Annotated in this window: 15 protein-coding genes and 2 tRNA genes; 10 read left to right on the top strand and 7 right to left on the bottom strand. The window is 63.8% G+C overall.

Features of this window, described 5'->3' with window-relative positions:
• Positions 1-51: 51 nt before the first annotated feature.
• Positions 52-125 (top strand) — tRNA-Cys (locus tag NCS03_RS10025).
• A 114-nt stretch (positions 126-239) separates the two neighbouring features.
• Positions 240-734: a GNAT family N-acetyltransferase gene (locus NCS03_RS10020; RefSeq protein ID WP_008342069.1), complete on the top strand. Its 495-nt coding sequence runs from the start codon at positions 240-242 to the stop codon at positions 732-734.
• Here NCS03_RS10020 and NCS03_RS10015 read toward each other — a convergent pair.
• Together NCS03_RS10015 and NCS03_RS10010 are read right to left on the bottom strand one after the other, a co-directional pair.
• A complete protein-coding gene (locus tag NCS03_RS10015; protein WP_250434951.1) occupies positions 729-1,595 on the bottom strand; it encodes a cytochrome c oxidase assembly protein in 867 nt (288 codons plus the stop codon). The genes NCS03_RS10020 and NCS03_RS10015 overlap by 6 nt on opposite strands.
• A gap of 2 nt (positions 1,596-1,597) precedes the next feature.
• Positions 1,598-2,212, bottom strand: a complete 615-nt coding sequence (locus NCS03_RS10010; RefSeq protein WP_175980488.1) for an SCO family protein — start codon at positions 2,210-2,212, stop codon at positions 1,598-1,600.
• Positions 2,213-2,476: 264 nt separating this feature from the next.
• Between NCS03_RS10010 and otsB the strand changes: the two genes are divergently transcribed.
• Together otsB and otsA are read left to right on the top strand one after the other, a co-directional pair.
• Entirely contained in the window at positions 2,477-3,229 is a 753-nt protein-coding gene (gene otsB, locus NCS03_RS10005; protein ID WP_008342064.1) for a trehalose-phosphatase, read from the top strand.
• Entirely contained in the window at positions 3,226-4,605 is a 1,380-nt protein-coding gene (gene otsA, locus NCS03_RS10000) for an alpha,alpha-trehalose-phosphate synthase (UDP-forming) (RefSeq protein WP_008342063.1), read from the top strand. Before otsB ends, otsA begins: the two co-directional genes overlap by 4 nt.
• Before the next feature lie 49 nt (positions 4,606-4,654).
• Here otsA and NCS03_RS09995 read toward each other — a convergent pair whose 3' ends face one another.
• Positions 4,655-6,535 carry an ABC transporter ATP-binding protein gene (locus tag NCS03_RS09995; protein WP_235366332.1) on the bottom strand — a complete coding sequence of 627 codons (1,881 nt, stop codon included), beginning with the start codon at positions 6,533-6,535 and terminating at the stop codon, positions 4,655-4,657.
• 833 nt (positions 6,536-7,368) lie between these two features.
• On the opposite strand from NCS03_RS09995, the gene NCS03_RS09990 reads away from it, so the two are divergent.
• The 3 genes from NCS03_RS09990 (at position 7,369) to NCS03_RS09980 (ending at position 10,007) form a co-directional block, all read left to right on the top strand.
• Positions 7,369-8,433, top strand: a complete 1,065-nt coding sequence (locus NCS03_RS09990) for a glycosyltransferase family 4 protein (protein ID WP_008342061.1) — start codon at positions 7,369-7,371, stop codon at positions 8,431-8,433.
• 221 nt (positions 8,434-8,654) lie between these two features.
• On the top strand, positions 8,655-9,482 hold the full coding sequence (locus tag NCS03_RS09985) for a hypothetical protein (RefSeq protein ID WP_008342060.1): 828 nt from the start codon (positions 8,655-8,657) through the stop codon (positions 9,480-9,482).
• Between the two features lie 51 nt (positions 9,483-9,533).
• Positions 9,534-10,007, top strand: a complete 474-nt coding sequence (locus tag NCS03_RS09980; RefSeq protein ID WP_034473512.1) for a DUF2214 family protein — start codon at positions 9,534-9,536, stop codon at positions 10,005-10,007.
• 93 nt (positions 10,008-10,100) lie between these two features.
• Here NCS03_RS09980 and NCS03_RS09975 read toward each other — a convergent pair.
• The 4 genes from NCS03_RS09975 to NCS03_RS09960 form a co-directional block, all read right to left on the bottom strand.
• Positions 10,101-10,175 (bottom strand) — tRNA-Val (locus tag NCS03_RS09975).
• A gap of 69 nt (positions 10,176-10,244) precedes the next feature.
• A complete protein-coding gene (dnaQ, locus tag NCS03_RS09970) occupies positions 10,245-10,982 on the bottom strand; it encodes a DNA polymerase III subunit epsilon (RefSeq protein ID WP_250434949.1) in 738 nt (245 codons plus the stop codon).
• Positions 10,983-11,001: 19 nt separating this feature from the next.
• On the bottom strand, positions 11,002-11,463 hold the full coding sequence (gene rnhA, locus NCS03_RS09965; RefSeq protein WP_008342054.1) for a ribonuclease HI: 462 nt from the start codon (positions 11,461-11,463) through the stop codon (positions 11,002-11,004).
• Complete coding sequence (locus NCS03_RS09960; RefSeq protein ID WP_008342053.1) at positions 11,463-12,296, bottom strand: class I SAM-dependent methyltransferase; 834 nt, start codon at positions 12,294-12,296, stop codon at positions 11,463-11,465. The genes rnhA and NCS03_RS09960 overlap by 1 nt, the downstream gene beginning before the upstream one ends.
• Before the next feature lie 18 nt (positions 12,297-12,314).
• Between NCS03_RS09960 and gloB the strand changes: the two genes are divergently transcribed.
• The 3 genes from gloB to NCS03_RS09945 all read left to right on the top strand — a co-directional run bounded on the left by gloB (position 12,315) and on the right by NCS03_RS09945 (position 16,336).
• A complete protein-coding gene (gloB, locus tag NCS03_RS09955; RefSeq protein ID WP_250440003.1) occupies positions 12,315-13,166 on the top strand; it encodes a hydroxyacylglutathione hydrolase in 852 nt (283 codons plus the stop codon).
• Positions 13,167-13,330: 164 nt separating this feature from the next.
• Positions 13,331-14,977, top strand: coding sequence for a transglycosylase SLT domain-containing protein (locus NCS03_RS09950; protein ID WP_033537087.1), 1,647 nt, complete (start codon positions 13,331-13,333; stop codon positions 14,975-14,977).
• 114 nt (positions 14,978-15,091) lie between these two features.
• Positions 15,092-16,336 (top strand): MFS transporter, encoded by a 1,245-nt coding sequence (locus tag NCS03_RS09945; protein ID WP_250529114.1) that lies wholly within the window; start codon positions 15,092-15,094, stop codon positions 16,334-16,336.
• Positions 16,337-16,574: the final 238 nt, after the last annotated feature.

Genomic DNA, 16,574 nt, shown 5'->3' with positions numbered 1-16,574 from the left:
TTTGTTTGGTGGCTCAGCCGGTCAATTGCCGGTGGCACCAGAACCGCTTGTGGCGCGGTAGCAAAGCGGTTATGCAGCGGCCTGCAAAGCCGTTTAGACCGGTTCGACTCCGGTCCGCGCCTCCACTTGAAAAGCCCTGATCCGTCAGGGCTTTTTCTTTTTCGGAACGCCGGTAGCCACCGATTCTGCGTCCCGTGGCGGCACGGCATAATTGCAACGTTTCTGCCACACCTACTCCAATGACCGACTCACTCTCCCAACTCGAATGGCGCTGGAAGCGCTTCGACGATCTGTCGACGACCGAGGTCTACGACATGCTCGCGGCCCGTAGCGCCGTGTTCGTCGTCGAGCAGAATTGCGTGTATGGCGATATCGACGGCCTCGATGTCGACGCGTGGCATCTTCTCGCATATGGCGAAGGCGAGAAGCGCCCTGCGCTCGCGGGTTATCTGCGCGTGCTGTTGCCGGGTCATCCGGACGAGGGCGAGAAGGACGTGCGCATCGGCCGCGTGCTGACGACCGCGAAGTTTCGCGGCCTGAAGCTCGGCAATGCGATGCTCGAACGCGCGCTCGAGCAGATCCTGAAGCAATGGCCCGATCAGCCGGTCAGCCTTCACGCACAGGCGCACTTGCAGCGCTTCTACGGCGCGTTCGGCTTCGTGCCGTCGTCGGGTGTGCATGACGAAGACGGCATTCCGCACGTCTGGATGCGCCGTCCCGGTTTTCCTTCATGACGCGCTGACGTTGACGGGCGCCGCGATCGCGACGCTGCGTTCCTTGATGAGCCGCGAGCGCGCCGACAGCCGCAGCCAGTGACGCAGCGCAATCAGCGCGCCGATCACGCTCATCATCGATCCGGGAATCCACAGCAACAGGCCGCCGATCTGCTGATCGCGCATCGGCGTGATCCAGGTGAACGCGCGGCCGCAAATCGAATAGATCGGATACAGCTCGTGCGGCGTGAAGAAGATGTACGCGCCGAGAATGATCTGCGGCGGAATCGCGGCGATCACGACGAGAATCCGTCTGCCGGGCGCGAGGCGCGCGGGCGGCGCGGGCCGCGGGTCGAGAATGAGCCACCAGAACAACAGGCCGTCGATCACCATGCTCCAGTTCATTACGCGATAGAGCCGGTAATCGAGCATCGCCTTGAAGTGGATCGGCGACAGCAGCCAGAAATAGATCAGCCCGACGAACAGCGCGACGGCGATCACGGGATTGAACACGACATCGCAAAAGACGCGCGCAATGCGCGTTTGCGCGGCCGGACGCAACCAGCGCTGCCGCCATCCGAACGGAATGCCCGCACGCAGCGCCGCGCCCGGATACGACAGCGCGATCAGAAACGGACCGAGATGATGCAGCACGAGATGCTGCAATCGATGCATGAAGAATTCGTGCTCGAAGAAGTAATCGAGCCGCGTGTGCAGCGCCACGTAAAGCGCAACGAGGCCGAACCAGAACGCGATGCGCCGCGACACCGACACGCGCGCATGCCGCGCCCCGCGCGCGAACAGAATCCCCGCGACGAGCACCGCGATCACGACCGTCGGCGACGGCTCCCACGGATCGAGCCAGTAAAGCAGCGTGCTCATCGTCAGGCGTCCTTTGCGTGGATCACGCGCTTCAGATCGGCCGCGATGGCGTCGATCGAATCGTGATCGGTCGCGAGCAGGCGCGCGTGACCGGCGGCATCGAAGATATAGACGGCCGAACTGTGCGTGACTTCATACGCGCCGTCCGGATCGCGCTTTTCCATCTGATACGCGACGCGATAACGCTGCGCGACTTTCTCGATCGCGCGATCCGTGCCGGTCAGGCCGACCGCGTGCTTGTCGTCGAAGGCGCGCACGTAGGAGCGCAAAAGCGCGGGCGTGTCGCGCGCCGGGTCGACCGAAACGAAGACGATGCGCGTCTCGTCCGCATCCGGCCCAACGCGTTGCAGCACTTGCATCAGGCGCGCCATCGTTTCCGGGCAGACATCGGGGCAATGCGTGTAGCCGAAGTAGACGAGCGTCGTCTTCCCGGCGAAGGATCGTCCGGTGACGCTCGCGCCGCCATCGTCGATGAGCGAGAAGTCGAGATCCGGCAGATGGCCCGATACATCCGTCAGATGCCACGGCTCGGCGGGCTTCGAACAGGCGGCGAGGGCGCACAGCGAGAGAAGGGCGACGAGGCGCCGCGCGGGAAATTCGAGGAACGAAGCGTGCATCGGGAATGGCGTTGCAGGATGATTCGATTTGAACTTCGTCGCAAAATACACGCCTTTCACGCGTCTCCAGCGCATCATGTCGCTATCGGACTATTTTTGAGACGATTTGCCGCATGGTTCAAGCGCGCTGAAAGGCCGCACGTCGAAAGCTGAAAGTTCGGAGCTTTCTGAATTGAAAGCCTTCGCGCGGTAAGATTCGCACGCATTGCGTCGTCCGAAACGGACCGCGCGCCACATCACAGGCAAACCACAGGCCAAAGATCGATGCAAATTCTTCCCGATTCCCTGTCTCTTGCCGAGACCGCCTTTTTCTTCGATTTCGACGGCACGCTCGTCGAACTCGCCTCGACGCCCGATGGCATCTTCGTGCCGCGCTCGGTGCCCGACATCCTCGCCGCGTTGAGACGCGCGACCAACGGCGCGGTCGCGGTCGTATCGGGGCGCGGCATCGACAATATCGATTCGTTCCTGCAGATGGACGATCTGCCCGTCGCGGGCATGCACGGCGCGGAACGGCGCGATTCGAACGGCGATGTGCAGCGCATCGGCTTCAACGACGAGCGGCTCCTGCGCATGGAGCACGCGCTCGAGAAAGTCGTCAGCGCGAATCCGGGCATGCTGCTCGAAATCAAGGGCGCGGCGCTCGCGCTGCATTACCGCAATGCGCCCGACCGCGAGCCGGCGGCGCGCGCGGCGACGCAAAAGCTCGTCGCGGAATATGCCGATGCCTACGTGCTGCAGCCGGGCAAGATGGTCTACGAGATCAAGCCGAAGGACGTCGACAAGGGCCGCGCGGTGCGCGCGTACATGGGCGAGCCGCCGTTCACGGGGCGCAAGCCGGTGTTTATCGGCGACGATCTCACCGATGAAAAAGGTTTCGCGGTCGTGAACGAGTTCGATGGCCTGTCGATCAAGGTCGGCCCCGGCGATACGGTTGCGCGCGCGCGCATCGAATCGGTCGAGTTGCTGCTCGACTGGCTGCAAGTAATCGCGGGCACGGCGGGGAAGCACGCGTGAGCCGGCTGATCATCGTTTCGAATCGCGTCGCGCCGATTTCCGAAGGCGGGCCCGCGGCGGGCGGGCTTGCGGTCGGCGTCTACGACGCGCTCAAGGAAACCGGCGGCATGTGGTTCGGCTGGAGCGGGGACGTGCTCACGTCCGCACCTGACGACATCAAGCTCGAAGAGCACGGACCGGTGACGTTCGCGACCATCGGACTCGTGCGGCGCGATTACGACCAGTACTATCGCGGCTTCTCGAATGCGACGCTCTGGCCCGCGTTTCACTATCGGCCGGACCTGATCGAGTTCGACCGGCACGAATACGACGGCTATTGCCGCGTGAATCGCTGGCTCGCGGCGCAGCTCGCGCCGCTGCTCAAGCCCGACGACGTGATCTGGGTGCACGACTATCACCTGATTCCGTTCGCGCAGGCGCTGCGCGCATTGGGCGTGAAGAATCGCATCGGCTTCTTTCTGCACATTCCGTTTCCGGCGTCGCAGATTCTGTTGAGCGTGCCGCGTCATCGCGAACTGGTCGAGGCGCTGTGCGCGTTCGATTTGCTCGGTTTTCAGACGGAGCCGGACCTGCGCGCGTTCTGCGATTACATCGAAACAGAAGCGGGCGGCGCGTTGCAGCGCGACGGCGCGAAGCCGGTCGCGATTCGCGCGTTCGGTCAGACGCTGCGTGCGGCGGCGTATCCGATCGGCGTCTATCCGGATGAAATCGCCGCGCTCGCGAAAGACGGCGAGCGCGGACGCGACGTGGAAATCGTCAAGTCGACGCTGCATCATCGCAAGCTCGTGATGAGCGTCGATCGTCTCGATTATTCGAAAGGGCTCGTCGAGCGTTTTCGCGCGTTCGAGCGGCTGATCGAACACGATCCGCAGCAGCGCAACAACGTGTCGTTCCTGCAGATCGCGCCGCCGACCCGCTCCGATGTCGATGCCTATCGCGACATCCGCTTGCAGCTCGAAGCGGAATCGGGCCGCATCAACGGGCGATACGCCGAACTCGACTGGACGCCGATTCGCTATATCCATCGTCAGTACGAGCGGCCGGTGCTCGCCGCGCTGTTCCGCGAGGCGCACGTGGGTCTCGTCACGCCGTTGCGCGACGGCATGAATCTCGTCGCGAAGGAATATGTGTCGGCGCAGAATCCGGACGATCCCGGCGTGCTCGTGCTGTCGCAATTCGCCGGCGCGGCGCGCGAGCTGACGGCCGCGCTCATCGTCAATCCGCTCGATATCGACGGCATGGCCGATGCACTCGCCATCGCGCTCAGCATGCCTTTGAACGAGCGAAAAGCGCGCTACGAAGAGATGATGGCGCAATTGCGCGACAACAACGTCTCGGTGTGGCGCGACAACTTTCTGCGCGACCTCAAGACGTGAAAAAGGCCGCGTTCCTTGCGGAAAACGCGGCCTTTTTGCTTGATGACGCTTACGCCGGCTGCTTGTGCGGCGTCGCGACGATCGACGGCACCTTGCCGTGCTGCTTCGCCAGCAACTCGCGATACAGCCCCGGCCGCTCGCGCAATTCTTGCGGCGGGCCGTCGTCGATGACCTTGCCCGCGCTCATCACGATGATGCGGTCGAAATTCTGCAGCGTCGACAGACGGTGCGCGATCGCGATCACGGTGCGGCCGACCATCAGCCGGTCGAGCGCCTGCTGAATCGCTTCTTCCGATGCGCTGTCGAGCGCCGACGTCGCTTCGTCGAGCAGCAGAATCGGCGCGTTCTTCAGAATCGCGCGCGCGATCGCGATGCGCTGACGTTGACCGCCCGACAGCTTCACGCCGCGGTCGCCGACGATCGTGTCGAATCCTTCCGGCATCGCCTCGATGAAGTCCGTGCAGCGCGCCTCGCGGGCGGCGGCGAGCACTTCCTCGCGGCTCGCATCCGGACGTCCGTACGCGATGTTCTCGAACACGGTGCGATGGAACAGCGAAATATCCTGCGGCACGAGCGCGATCGCGTGGCGCAGGCTGTCCTGCGTGATCGCGCTGATATCCTGGCCGTCGATCTTGATGCTGCCCTTTTGCGGCTCGTAGAAGCGTTGCAGCAGCGCGAGCACGGTCGATTTGCCCGCGCCCGACTTGCCGATCAGCCCGACGCGCTGGCCCGGCTCGATATGCAGATAAAAATTGTCGAGAATCGGACGGCGGCGCGGATAGGCGAACGTCACGCCCTCGAAATCGACGCGCCCGCCTTGCGGCACGAGTTCCGTCGCGTCCGAGCGGTCCGGCATGCCGTGCGGCTCCAGCAGCGTCTGCACGGCTTCGGCGAGACGCGCGACGTGTTGCGTCACATCGACGAGCGCCACGGCCAAGTCGCGCGTGCCGTGCAGGATCGTGAAACCGAGCGAGCTGACGAGCACGATATCGCCCGACGTCGCGCGGCCTTGCGACCACAGCCACAGCGCCCAGCCGAGCAGGCCTGCGGAAAGGATCGCCGTGACGACCGCGTGGAACAGGCGCAGCTTTTCGAGGTACAGCAGACTCTGCTGACGCGCGACCATTTCGGCCTTGACGGTCGAGCCGAAACGCTTCTGCTCGCGGAACGTCATGCCGAACGCGCGCACGAGCGCCATGTTGCCGATCACGTCGACGAGCTCGCCATCCACCGACGCCGCCTTCGACGCGAAACTGTGATGCCGCGCCGAGCCGCGCTTCGCGAGCCGGTACAGGATCAGCGCGAGGATCAGCGATGCGGTCATGAGACCGGCCGCCATCAGCGGATTGACGGAGACGATCATCACGATCGCGCCCAGCACCGCGATGCACGGCGGCAGGACGTTCCACGCCATCACGTTCTCGGAGGTGTAGATCGCGTTCGACGTCGCCGTGATCCGGCTCGCGAGCATGCCTGGCTGCTTCTCGGAGAAGTACGTCGGCGAGTGGCCGGACAGATACGAGAAGAGGTCCTTGCGCAAGTCGCCGGTAACGATCACGAAGACGTGCGCGCCGACCCAGCCGCCGACCCGCCACAGCAGGTTGTCGGCGGCGATCAGCCCGACCAGGATCATGAACGCGCCCCACAGCGGGCCGGGATGCCCGCGGCCTTGTCCGAGGACGTCGATCAGATGCTTGATCGCGTACTGCGAGGCGAGGGCGCAACCGACCGCGGCGAACACGCTGAAGAGCACGATGGCATGCGCGACGGGGTGACGGCGGATGTAGCGCATCAGGAACGCGAGCGGCCGATGCGCGTAGCTCGAAAGCTTCGCGTTGTGCGCGTTACGCTGGGAAACGGTGAGTTGGTCCAATGGTCTTTTTTGGTCGTAGAGCGGTTGAGCGTGTGTTGCGCCTTCGGGCAGTGCCATGCGCGGTACGAGATGCGACTGCCGGCATGCGATGCGTCGCCCGATCCGGCGCGACTGACGTCAAGCGAGGCGACGCTGCGCCGTCTCCATCACTGGATTGTAGCCAGTATCGCGCTGCGGCATCGCGACTTCGGGCATGTGACGCTCGGCGCGTGTGGCCATCCGAACATCATCCACGGCAAAAATCGGGCGTCGCCTCAGCCTTTCGGCCGCCGAGCGCGGCTGACGGCATGGGCGCGCATTGTAAGCACATTGCACGACTTTTTGCGATGGAACGCTCGTCTGAAGGATCTGCGCCAATCGCGCCAGCGAACACAAAAGCACGTGTCGCGCCCGATAACGCAGCCGGTGCCGCAATCCGGCCTACGCGGCGGGTCAGACGGCGCGGAGTGCGTGCTGCCGCCCGGGCATCGTCAGAGCCCGTGCTCAAATGTAGAACAACCTTAATAAACAGTGGTTTGCAAAGTGTATCCCCCTTGTAACAAGGTAAATATGTTGAAATGACTGCCGGCGCCGCTCTGGAAAAAACTCCATAATCCGATCCGGGTTTGCCCTTAGGCCATCGACAGGTTTTTGCAAGTTCGCGTCAACCGCCGCAGCAGATACGCGTTAATTGCTGGCGCGCGGCGATTTTGAGATATGGAACCGCAATTGCTAGATCGAATCGCCTGCGCGACGAACCGGTGATCAGCGACCCCGCTTTTTCACTCGAGCATCAGCCTTTGCGCCGCGGCCGCCGCGCCGCGGAAAGCTTCGCCCGAGCCGAGCGATTCGCTTTCCAACGTCAACATGACAGCAGTACTTGCCTGATTCTTTATTAGGAGTTTCACGACATGCGAATCGCTCAAATCGCGCCCCTCCACGAGGCTGTTCCGCCGAAGCTGTATGGCGGCACGGAACGCGTGGTGTCTTATCTGACCGAGGCACTCGTGGATGCTGGACACGACGTCACGCTCTTCGCGAGCGGCGATTCGCAGACGTCCGCGAAGCTCGAGGCGTTCTGGCCGCAGGCGCTGCGCCTCGACCCGACGATCCGCGACACGATGGCGCCGCATATGCTGCTGCTCGAAGAAGTCCGCCGCCGCGCCGACGAGTTCGACGTGCTGCATTTCCACATCGACTATTACCCGTTCTCGCTGTTCGCGCGCCAGCCGGTGCCGTTCCTGACGACGATGCACGGCCGTCTCGATCTGCCCGAACTGCAGCCGATCTTCAACACGTTCAACGACGTGCCGGTCATCTCGATCTCGGACAACCAGCGTCAGCCGCTGCCGCAGGCGCACTGGCTCTCGACGGTGTATCACGGTCTGCCGGAAAACCTGTTGAAGCCGATCCCGAACGTCAAGCCCGGCTATCTCGCGTTCCTCGGCCGCATCTCGCCGGAAAAGCGCGTCGACCGCGCGATCCGCATCGCGCAGGCGGCGGGCATGAAGATCAAGATCGCGGCGAAGCTCGACAAGGCCGACCGCGCCTACTACGAAGAAGAGATCAAGCCGCTCTTCGCGCTGCCGCACGTCGAGTACATCGGCGAAATCAGCGAAGCGGAGAAGACCGAGTTCCTCGGCAACGCCCACGCGCTGCTGTTCCCGATCGACTGGCCGGAGCCCTTCGGCCTTGTGATGATCGAAGCAATGGCCTGCGGTACGCCGGTGATCGCATTCAACCGCGGCTCGGTGCCGGAAGTGATCGAGAACGGCGTGTCGGGCTTCGTCGTCGAAGATGAACTTTCGGCGATCGCCGCCGTGAAGCGCCTGGATCAACTGCCCCGCGAAAAGGTTCGCGCCGCGTTCGAGCAGCGTTTCTCGTCGAAGGTCATGGCCGCGAACTACGTCAACGTGTATGAAGAACTGCTGCGCCAGAAGCGCCGCACGGTTCTGCGCGAAGTCAACGCGAGCTAAGCAAGTCTTGCCGCTTCGCCGCGGCATGAGTTGAAAAACGACGCCCCGCGTGCCTCAAGGCACGCGGGGCGTTGTCGTAATAGCACATTCAGGCATGCCTTTCGCGCGACAGACCGCGCTGCGGATGTGAAACCTCTGACGACATCCGTAATCTCCCTATAATGACCGGGCTTCGCGATGCGCGGAGCGGCATGCATCGCACGTGGACAGGAGCGTTTCTTTTGGCGAGACCCAAGCAAATCAGCGCGAACCCGGCGCCGGGCGCCGGCACTGTGTTCGCATTGCGCGCCATCGGGCTGGTGCTCGCGGCGCGCTGGGCGTTCTCGATGTCCGAGATGGGCTATCTGTCCTCGCTGCGCGCGATGACGTCGTCGCCGTGGGCGTGCGTGAACCTCGTCCTGATCTTTCTTCTGATCGTGCTGCCGGGCGCGAAGGCGCGCACGGAGCGGCCGCTGCATCCGCTGCCGCAATGGCTGCGGCAGGCGTTGCGCTTCATTGCGCTGCTGGCTTTCGGCTTCGCGATGTTTTCCGTCGGCGCGTTCGTCTGGAGTTCCGGATGGCGGCGCTTCACGCAGGCGCTCGCCGAGACCAACGGCTGGCTGCTCGTCGGGCCGGCGCTTTATGCCATCGTCATGTGGATCTGCCGTCCGCGCGCGCTCTGGCGCACGAATATCGCGGCGCGGCGCTTCGCGATCGGGCGCTATGCGCTCTCGCTCGATCCCGTCACGCGTACCGCCGTCGTATGGGCGGAAAGCCGCAAGCTCGGCCAGTACGACGCGCGCGAGCTGTCGGTGAAATGGCCGGAGCCGGCGGAGACGTCGCCGTCGACGAGCATGCTCGCGCCGGCGACCGAGCCCGCCGCGCCTGCTATCCGCGCGAGCGGGGAAGTGCGGCACGGCCTGTTCGCGCGCCGGCCGAAAGTCGAATTGTTGTGGGACTCGCCGGCCGCGGCCGGGCACAATCGCACCACCGTGTTCCGCGCGCCGCTCGCGAGCGAAGGCGACCGCAACGCGGCGCGCGCGCTCGATGCGACGCTGCGTCAGGTCTGATCTAGCCGAAATTGCCGTACACGTCGTTCCTGTCTCTTCAGGGAGGAAAGGATGCTGATACGTTGGTTGCTGGCCGCGCTTCATCTTCTTGCTTTCGGTTTCGCGCTCGGCTCGGTGCTCGCGCGCGCCCGCGCGTTGCGGCGTCTCGATCCCGCGGAATCCATTCAGGCGAACGAACTGCGCCTGCGTGACGTCTTTCGTTCGGATTCCGTGTGGGGCGTTACGGCGATCGTGCTGATCGTCACGGGCGTGACGCGCGCGTTCGGCGGATTCGAAAAGGGCGGCGCGTTCTATCTGCACGAGCCGCTTTTCCATCTGAAGATGACGGCGCTCGTCGTGATTCTGCTGATCGAAGTCTCACCGATGCTCGCGCTGATCCGCTGGCGCATCGCGCTCGCGCAGGGCGGGCCGATCGATCTCACGCGGGCGCGACGCTTCGCATGGCTGAGCGATCTCGAAGCCGGACTCGTCATGTTGATGGTGATCGCCGCGAGCGGCATGGCGCGCGGCGTGTGGGCGTCGTGATGCCCGTTTCACCGGCTGAAAATGAAAAAGGCCCAAGTCGTGAGACTTGAGCCTTTTGATCTTCGGTGCTTGTCTTTACCAACACCAGAATTCTGGTGGGTAGTACTGGGATCGAACCAGTGACCCCTGCCGTGTGAAGGCAGTGCTCTACCGCTGAGCTAACCACCCGAAGAGAGACGAGATTATGTCAGGCGTTTTTGATTTCGTCTAGTGCTTCGTTAAGCAAATTCGAAAAAATTACGCAGGAACGGCTTCTCCTTCGGCGGGAGCCGGTTCCGTGCGCCAGACGCTCGTGCCTTTCATCGCCTTGTCGAGATCGTTCAGCAGGGCTTCGTGCGCGGCGAGTTCGTCGGCGCTCGCGGCGATAACCGGCAGATCGAGATCGTCGAACGCGATGCGCGACGTCGAAACCGAGCCCGACGCGGGCTGATCGCCGAGCATGTCGATGACGAGGCTTTCCTGGCCGCGCGTCATCGCGAGATAGACCTCGGCGAGCAGCTCCGAGTCGAGCAGCGCGCCATGCAGCGTGCGATGCGCGTTGCTGATGCCGAAACGATCGCACAGCGCATCCAGCGAGTTGCGCTTGCCGGGGAACATCTGCTTGGCTTGCGCGAGCGAGTCGATCACGCCCGCGCACGTCTCGGCGATTTTCGGCAGCCCGAGCAGCGCGAATTCCATATCGAGAAAGCCGACGTCGAAGGGCGCGTTGTGGATGATCAACTCCGCGCCCGCGATGAAGTCGCGAAGTTGCGCGGCGATCTCCGCGAACTTCGGCTTGTCGCTCAGGAATTCGGTGGTGAGGCCGTGCACGGCGAGCGCGCCGGGATCGCTGTCGCGCTCCGGGTTCACGTAGAGGTGCAGGTTGTTGCCCGTCAGCCGGCGGTTGACCAGCTCGACGCAGCCGATTTCAATGATCCGGTCGCCCGTCCTCGCGTTCAGGCCGGTGGTTTCGGTGTCCAGTATCAGTTGGCGCATAAGTTGGCGTGCGTTTCGTTCAGTTGTCCGCAAGCGATGTCACGCCGCGATTGGCGAGCGCATCGGCGCGTTCGTTTTCGGGATGTCCGGCGTGGCCCTTGACCCAGCGCCATTCGATCTCATGCCGCGCGACGAGTTCGTCGAGGCGTTTCCATAGATCGGCGTTCTTGACGGGCGTCTTCGCGGCCGTCATCCAGTTCTTTTTCTTCCAGCCGTGAATCCATTCGCTGATGCCTTTCTGCACGTATTGCGAATCGGTGTGGATGATCGCGTGACACGGACGTTTCAACGCCTCGAGCGCGGAGATCACGGCCATCAGTTCCATGCGGTTGTTGGTGGTCGCGGCTTCGCCGCCGAACAGCTCCTTCTCCAGCGAGCCGAAACGCAGCAGCGCGCCCCAGCCGCCGGGTCCCGGATTGCCTTTGCAGGCGCCGTCCGTGTAGATGTCGATTACCTTGTTCGATGCGGATTCTTGAGTCATCAATGCTCTTTGCGAGTCTCGTTGCGCGTGTGCGGAGCGGCGACCGGAGCGAGGCCAGGCGCGAGCGCGGGTTTTTTGAGCTTGCGCGGACCGATGACGCGCATGCCGCGCACGCGTTTGACCGCCGTGATCATGTACGCCGCGCCGAAGATGGGCCACCAGCGATCGCCGGCGGCTTCCATGAATTGATAGCGTTGCAGCCATTTGTCCGTGACAAGCGGCGGACGATAGCAGCCGAAGCGCCCGCGTTCAAGGTCGAATCCGAGCAGCTTGATCCAGTCCTTGATGCGCGTGAACGCGATCATCTCGTGCGCCGATGGCACGAACGGCCGTCCCGCGACCTTGCCGAGCGACTGCCGCGCGCCCCACAAACTCAGCGAATTGAAGCCGAGGATGATCAACTGGCCTTCGGGCACCAGCACGCGCTCGGCTTCGCGCAGCAGGCGGTGCGGATCGGGCGAGAATTCGAGTGTGTGCGGCAGCACGAGCAAATCGACGCTCTGCGCTTCGAAAGGCAGGTCGAGCAGATCGCACCACACGGTGCTGCGGCCGTCGGGCGCGCTCGCCGCGGGAAGCGCGCTCACGCCGGGCGTCGTCGCGCGCGGCGGCGTGTACGGTGCGCTCGATGCGCTTTCGGCGTCGAGCACGAGCGCGCGCCCGGTCATGCGATTTTCGCGCAGCGCGTCGAGCTGCGGCATGCCGAGCTGCAGCGCGTGATAGCCGAAGATGTCGGACACGACGTGATCGAGCTGCGCCTGCTCCCATTCGAGCACGTAGCGCCCGGGCGCCGAGCTCGTCCAGGTGGGCCAGTCTATAATCGATCGGTCAGACATGTTCGGATTGCCGCATAGATGATCGCCATGAATTCGCTTGCCAAGAAATCGCCTGCCCAGGATGCACTCGATGCACTCGAATACGTGCCGGTCCCGGCATTCGAGGACAACTACATCTGGCTCGTGTCGGACTCGCGCGATGCGGTCGTGATCGACCCCGGCGACGCCGCGCCCGTCGAGGCCTATCTGGCCAAACGTGGTTGGCGGCTGACCGCTATTTTACTCACGCACCACCACCACGACCACGTCGGCGGCGTGAAAGCACTCATCGATAGCCGAACGGCAGAGGGTGGGATTCCCGTCTACGGCCCGGCTGGCGAGCGCATCGAGCATCTGACGCAGCGCGTCACCGGCGGCGACAGGGTGCGCATCGACAAGCCGGCGCTCGAACTCTCCGTGATCGACGTGCCGGGTCACACGGCCGGACACATCGCCTATTTCCAGGCGGGCGATCCGAACGGCACGCCGCATCTTTTCTGCGGCGACACGCTCTTCGCGAGCGGCTGCGGCCGTCTTTTCGAGGGCACGCCGCAGCAGATGCTCAGTTCGCTCGACGCGCTCGCCGCGCTACCGGACAACACCCAGGTTCACTGCGCGCACGAGTACACGCTGTCGAACATCAAGTTCGCACGCGCGTGCGAGCCGGACAACACCGCGCTGCTGCGCTGGAGCGAGGACGCGCAGGCGTTGCGCGCCGCCGGCAAGCCGACTTTGCCGACGACCATCGGCCACGAAAAAACGGTGAATCCGTTCCTGCGTGCGGACGTCCCGGCGATCCACGCAACGCTTGCGTCGCAATTCGGCGCGCCCGTTTCGGACCGGCTCGAAGCGTTTCGAATGATGCGCGGCTGGAAGGATAAGTTCCGCTAACCCGAACCTATTTGGGGCTAACTTCAACCGAAACGTTGGAATCGACGTTAGATGCAGGATTTTGCAAGGGTTTTGCGCGCATTCTTATTGACGTCTTAAGTGCTGTTCCGTACTATCGGCTGCAAATTTCCAAGCATCATCTTTTGGAAGCAGAGACGTTCTCCATGCGACTAACCCTTAGCGCGCTGTCCGTCCTGATGCTCGCCGCGTGCGCGAGCCAAGGACCTACGGCGTCAGATCCAATTACAGCAACAGCCAACTCCAACGCTTCGCCGCAACAAGTCGCCGACACGATTCGCCGCACCGCAGCAGCCAAGGAAACCATTAACGTCGACAAGACGCCCGTGACTTCGCTCGCGGGTTCGTCCGATCTCTGGAACCGCATCCGCGGCGGCTTTCAAATTCCCGATCTGCAAAGCGACCTCGTCGACATGCAGGTCAACTGGTACGCGCAACGCCCGGATTACGTCGAGCGCATGACCACGCGCTCGCAGAAGTATCTGTATCACATCGTCGAGGAACTCGAGCAGCGGCATATGCCGACCGAGCTCGCGCTCCTGCCGTTCATCGAATCGGCATACAGCCCGCAGGCGCTATCGGTCGCGAAGGCCGCGGGCATGTGGCAGTTCATGCCGGGCACCGGCCGCGATTACAACCTCAAGCAGAACATGTGGCAGGACGAGCGCCGCGACGTGCTCGCGTCGACGTCTGCCGCGCTCGACTACCTTTCGCGTCTGCACGACATGTTCGGCGACTGGCATCTCGCGCTCGCCGCATACAACTGGGGCGAGGGCAACGTGCAGCGCGCGATCGCGCGCAACGAAGCGGCGGGCTTGCCGACCGACTACGAAAGCCTGCGCATGCCCAACGAGACGCGCAACTACGTGCCGAAGCTGCAGGCCGTGAAGAACATCGTGAGCAATCCGCAGATGTACGGTCTCACGTTGCCGGACATCCCGAATCACCCGTATTTCGTGACGGTCACGACCGCGCGCGACATCGACGTGACGATGGCCGCGAAGCTTGCCGGCATGAGCGTGGAAGAATTTCGCTCGCTGAATCCGTCGTTCTCGAAGCCGGTGATTCTCGGCGCGACCAATCCGCAGATTCTGCTGCCGTTCGATAACGCTGCTTCGTTTCAGCGCAACCTATCGTCGTACTCGGGCGCGTTGTCGTCGTGGACGACGTACACCGTCACCGAGCGCGCGCGTCCGGCGGCGATCGCCGAAAAAATCGGCGTGGACGCTGACACGCTGATGTCCGTCAACCGCATTCCGGCGGGCATGCGCCTCAAGCCGGGCTCGACGATCGTCGTGCCCCGCACCGACGATGACGACGAAGACATCAGCGCCGACGTCGCGGCCAACGCGATGCTCGCAATCGAGCGCGACGTGCCCGACACGCGCCGGCTCGTCATCCGCGTGCGCCGCAAGCAGTCGATCGGCACGCTGGCAGACCGCTACAACGTTTCGCCGGCACAGTTGCGCGCATGGAACCGCACGCGCGGAGACATGTTCATGCCGGGGCAGGTGGTCGTGCTGCATGTGCCGTATGGCCGACCGGTTCCGGCCGAGCCGGGTCCGGCGCGTGTGGAGACGGTGGCGGCGTCGAGCCGTTCATCGGGCGGCGTGTCGAAGATCGGCACGCGCGTACCTGAGCCGAAGACATCGCGCGGCGGCAAGACAAGTGCCCATACGTCGGGGAAGGTAACGAAGGTGTCGTCTTCTTCGGCATCGCATGCTGCAAAGCCTGCTGCCGCGGCCAAGACCGCGAAGCCGGCTGCCACGTCGAAGAGCAGCAAGAAGAAATAACGCATGCGGTTTTGCCGGCGCGATAACCCACGCCGTCACCAAGGTGACGGCGTGTTCTTTTGCGGACGCCGCTAAACTGTCGATCCGAAAGAATCGATGAAGCGTCCGTTTCATATGTCGTCCACCGTTCGTCTCCGCGTTTTCATCCTCTTCGCCGCCGGCTACTTCGTCTCGTACGTGTTCCGCGGCGTCAATCTCGGCTTCGCGCCGCTCATCACGCACGAACTCGGCTTGTCGGCCGCCGATCTCGGCCTGCTGACGGCGCTGTACTTTATCGGCTTCGCTGCCGCGCAGATTCCTGTCGGCGTACTGCTCGATCACTTCGGGCCGGCGCGTGTGACGGCCGGCATGCTCGTGTTCGCCGCGGCGGGCACTGGCGTGTTTGGGGCATCGAATAGCCTGGCAGGGCTGATGGCCGGGCGCCTGCTCATCGGCGTCGGCGTGTCGGTGTGTCTGGCGGCGGCGTTCAAGGCGTCGGCGCAGCATTTCCCGATCTGGCGCCTGCCGCTCATCAACGGCTTCACGATGGCCGTCGGCGGATTGGGCGGCGTCGTCGTCGGATCGCCGCTGTCGGCGCTGCTCCAATTCGCAACGTGGCGTCAGGTGTGCTTCGGGCTCGCGGTGTTCACGCTCGTCGTCGCGGCGGCGATTGCGCTCTTCGCGCCGCGCAAGGCGGATACGCATCATCAGGCGGACATCGTCACGCAGTTCAAGGGCACGTGGCACATCATGAGAAGCGCCGCGTTCTGGAAGATCGCGTCGTTTCCGGTCGTCACGCAGGGCGTCTTCTTCGCGATGCAGTCGCTCTGGATCCGTCCCTATCTCATCGACGTGATGAATCTCACGCCCGCGCATTCGTCGGCGATCGTCTCCGTGCTCGGTTTCGCGATGATGTTCGGCTCGGTGGGCTTCGGCGCGGCGGCGCGCAGTCTGGAGCGGCGCGGCGTGTCGGTGTACGCGTTCTGCGGCGCGGGCATGGTGCTTTTCGTCGCCACGCAGTTGCTCATGGTGCTGCGCGTGCCGCTGCCGCCCGCGACGCTCATCGCCGCGTATGGCGTATTCGGCGGCACGGGCATCCTGAGTTATGCGGTCGCGGCGAAGTATTTCCCGTCGCACATGGCGGGACGCGTGAATACGACGCTCACGCTCGTCATCTTCCTGCTGATCTTCGGCTTTCAGGTCGGGGTCGGCACTATGTTGTCGCTTTGGCCTGCGGAAGCGGGGCGCTATCCGGCATCGGCGCATATTTCGGTGTGGGCGGCGCTGATTGCGCTGCAAGTGGCGAGCGCGATCTGGTACATGTTGCCGGGCCGCGCGCTGCACGAACGCGAGGCGGAAGTGGAGAACGCGGCGTCGTGAACCGGGCGGCGGGAGGCAAGCAGAGCGCTCCCAAATTTGGCAGATGTGTCAATTTAACGCTATAATTCGAAGGTTTGAGCACATCAACCCGCACCCTAGCGCCTACCTCCCACACACCGTCGTTCGCTGCGCCAGTCGGCGCGCGCCGCACGCCGCCAGTCGCCCGCTTCGTCACTGCGTTTGCCCATGCAAGCGAGCTGAACCGAACCGCGACGCGCGCCTCGCGAGCCGCCGCCAC

This window comes from Caballeronia sp. ATUFL_F1_KS4A, from assembly GCF_023630905.1.
Classification (GTDB): domain Bacteria; phylum Pseudomonadota; class Gammaproteobacteria; order Burkholderiales; family Burkholderiaceae; genus Caballeronia; species Caballeronia zhejiangensis.
The sequence above is the reverse complement of the archived record's forward strand: the minus strand, read 5'-3'. Positions and strand labels throughout refer to the sequence as shown.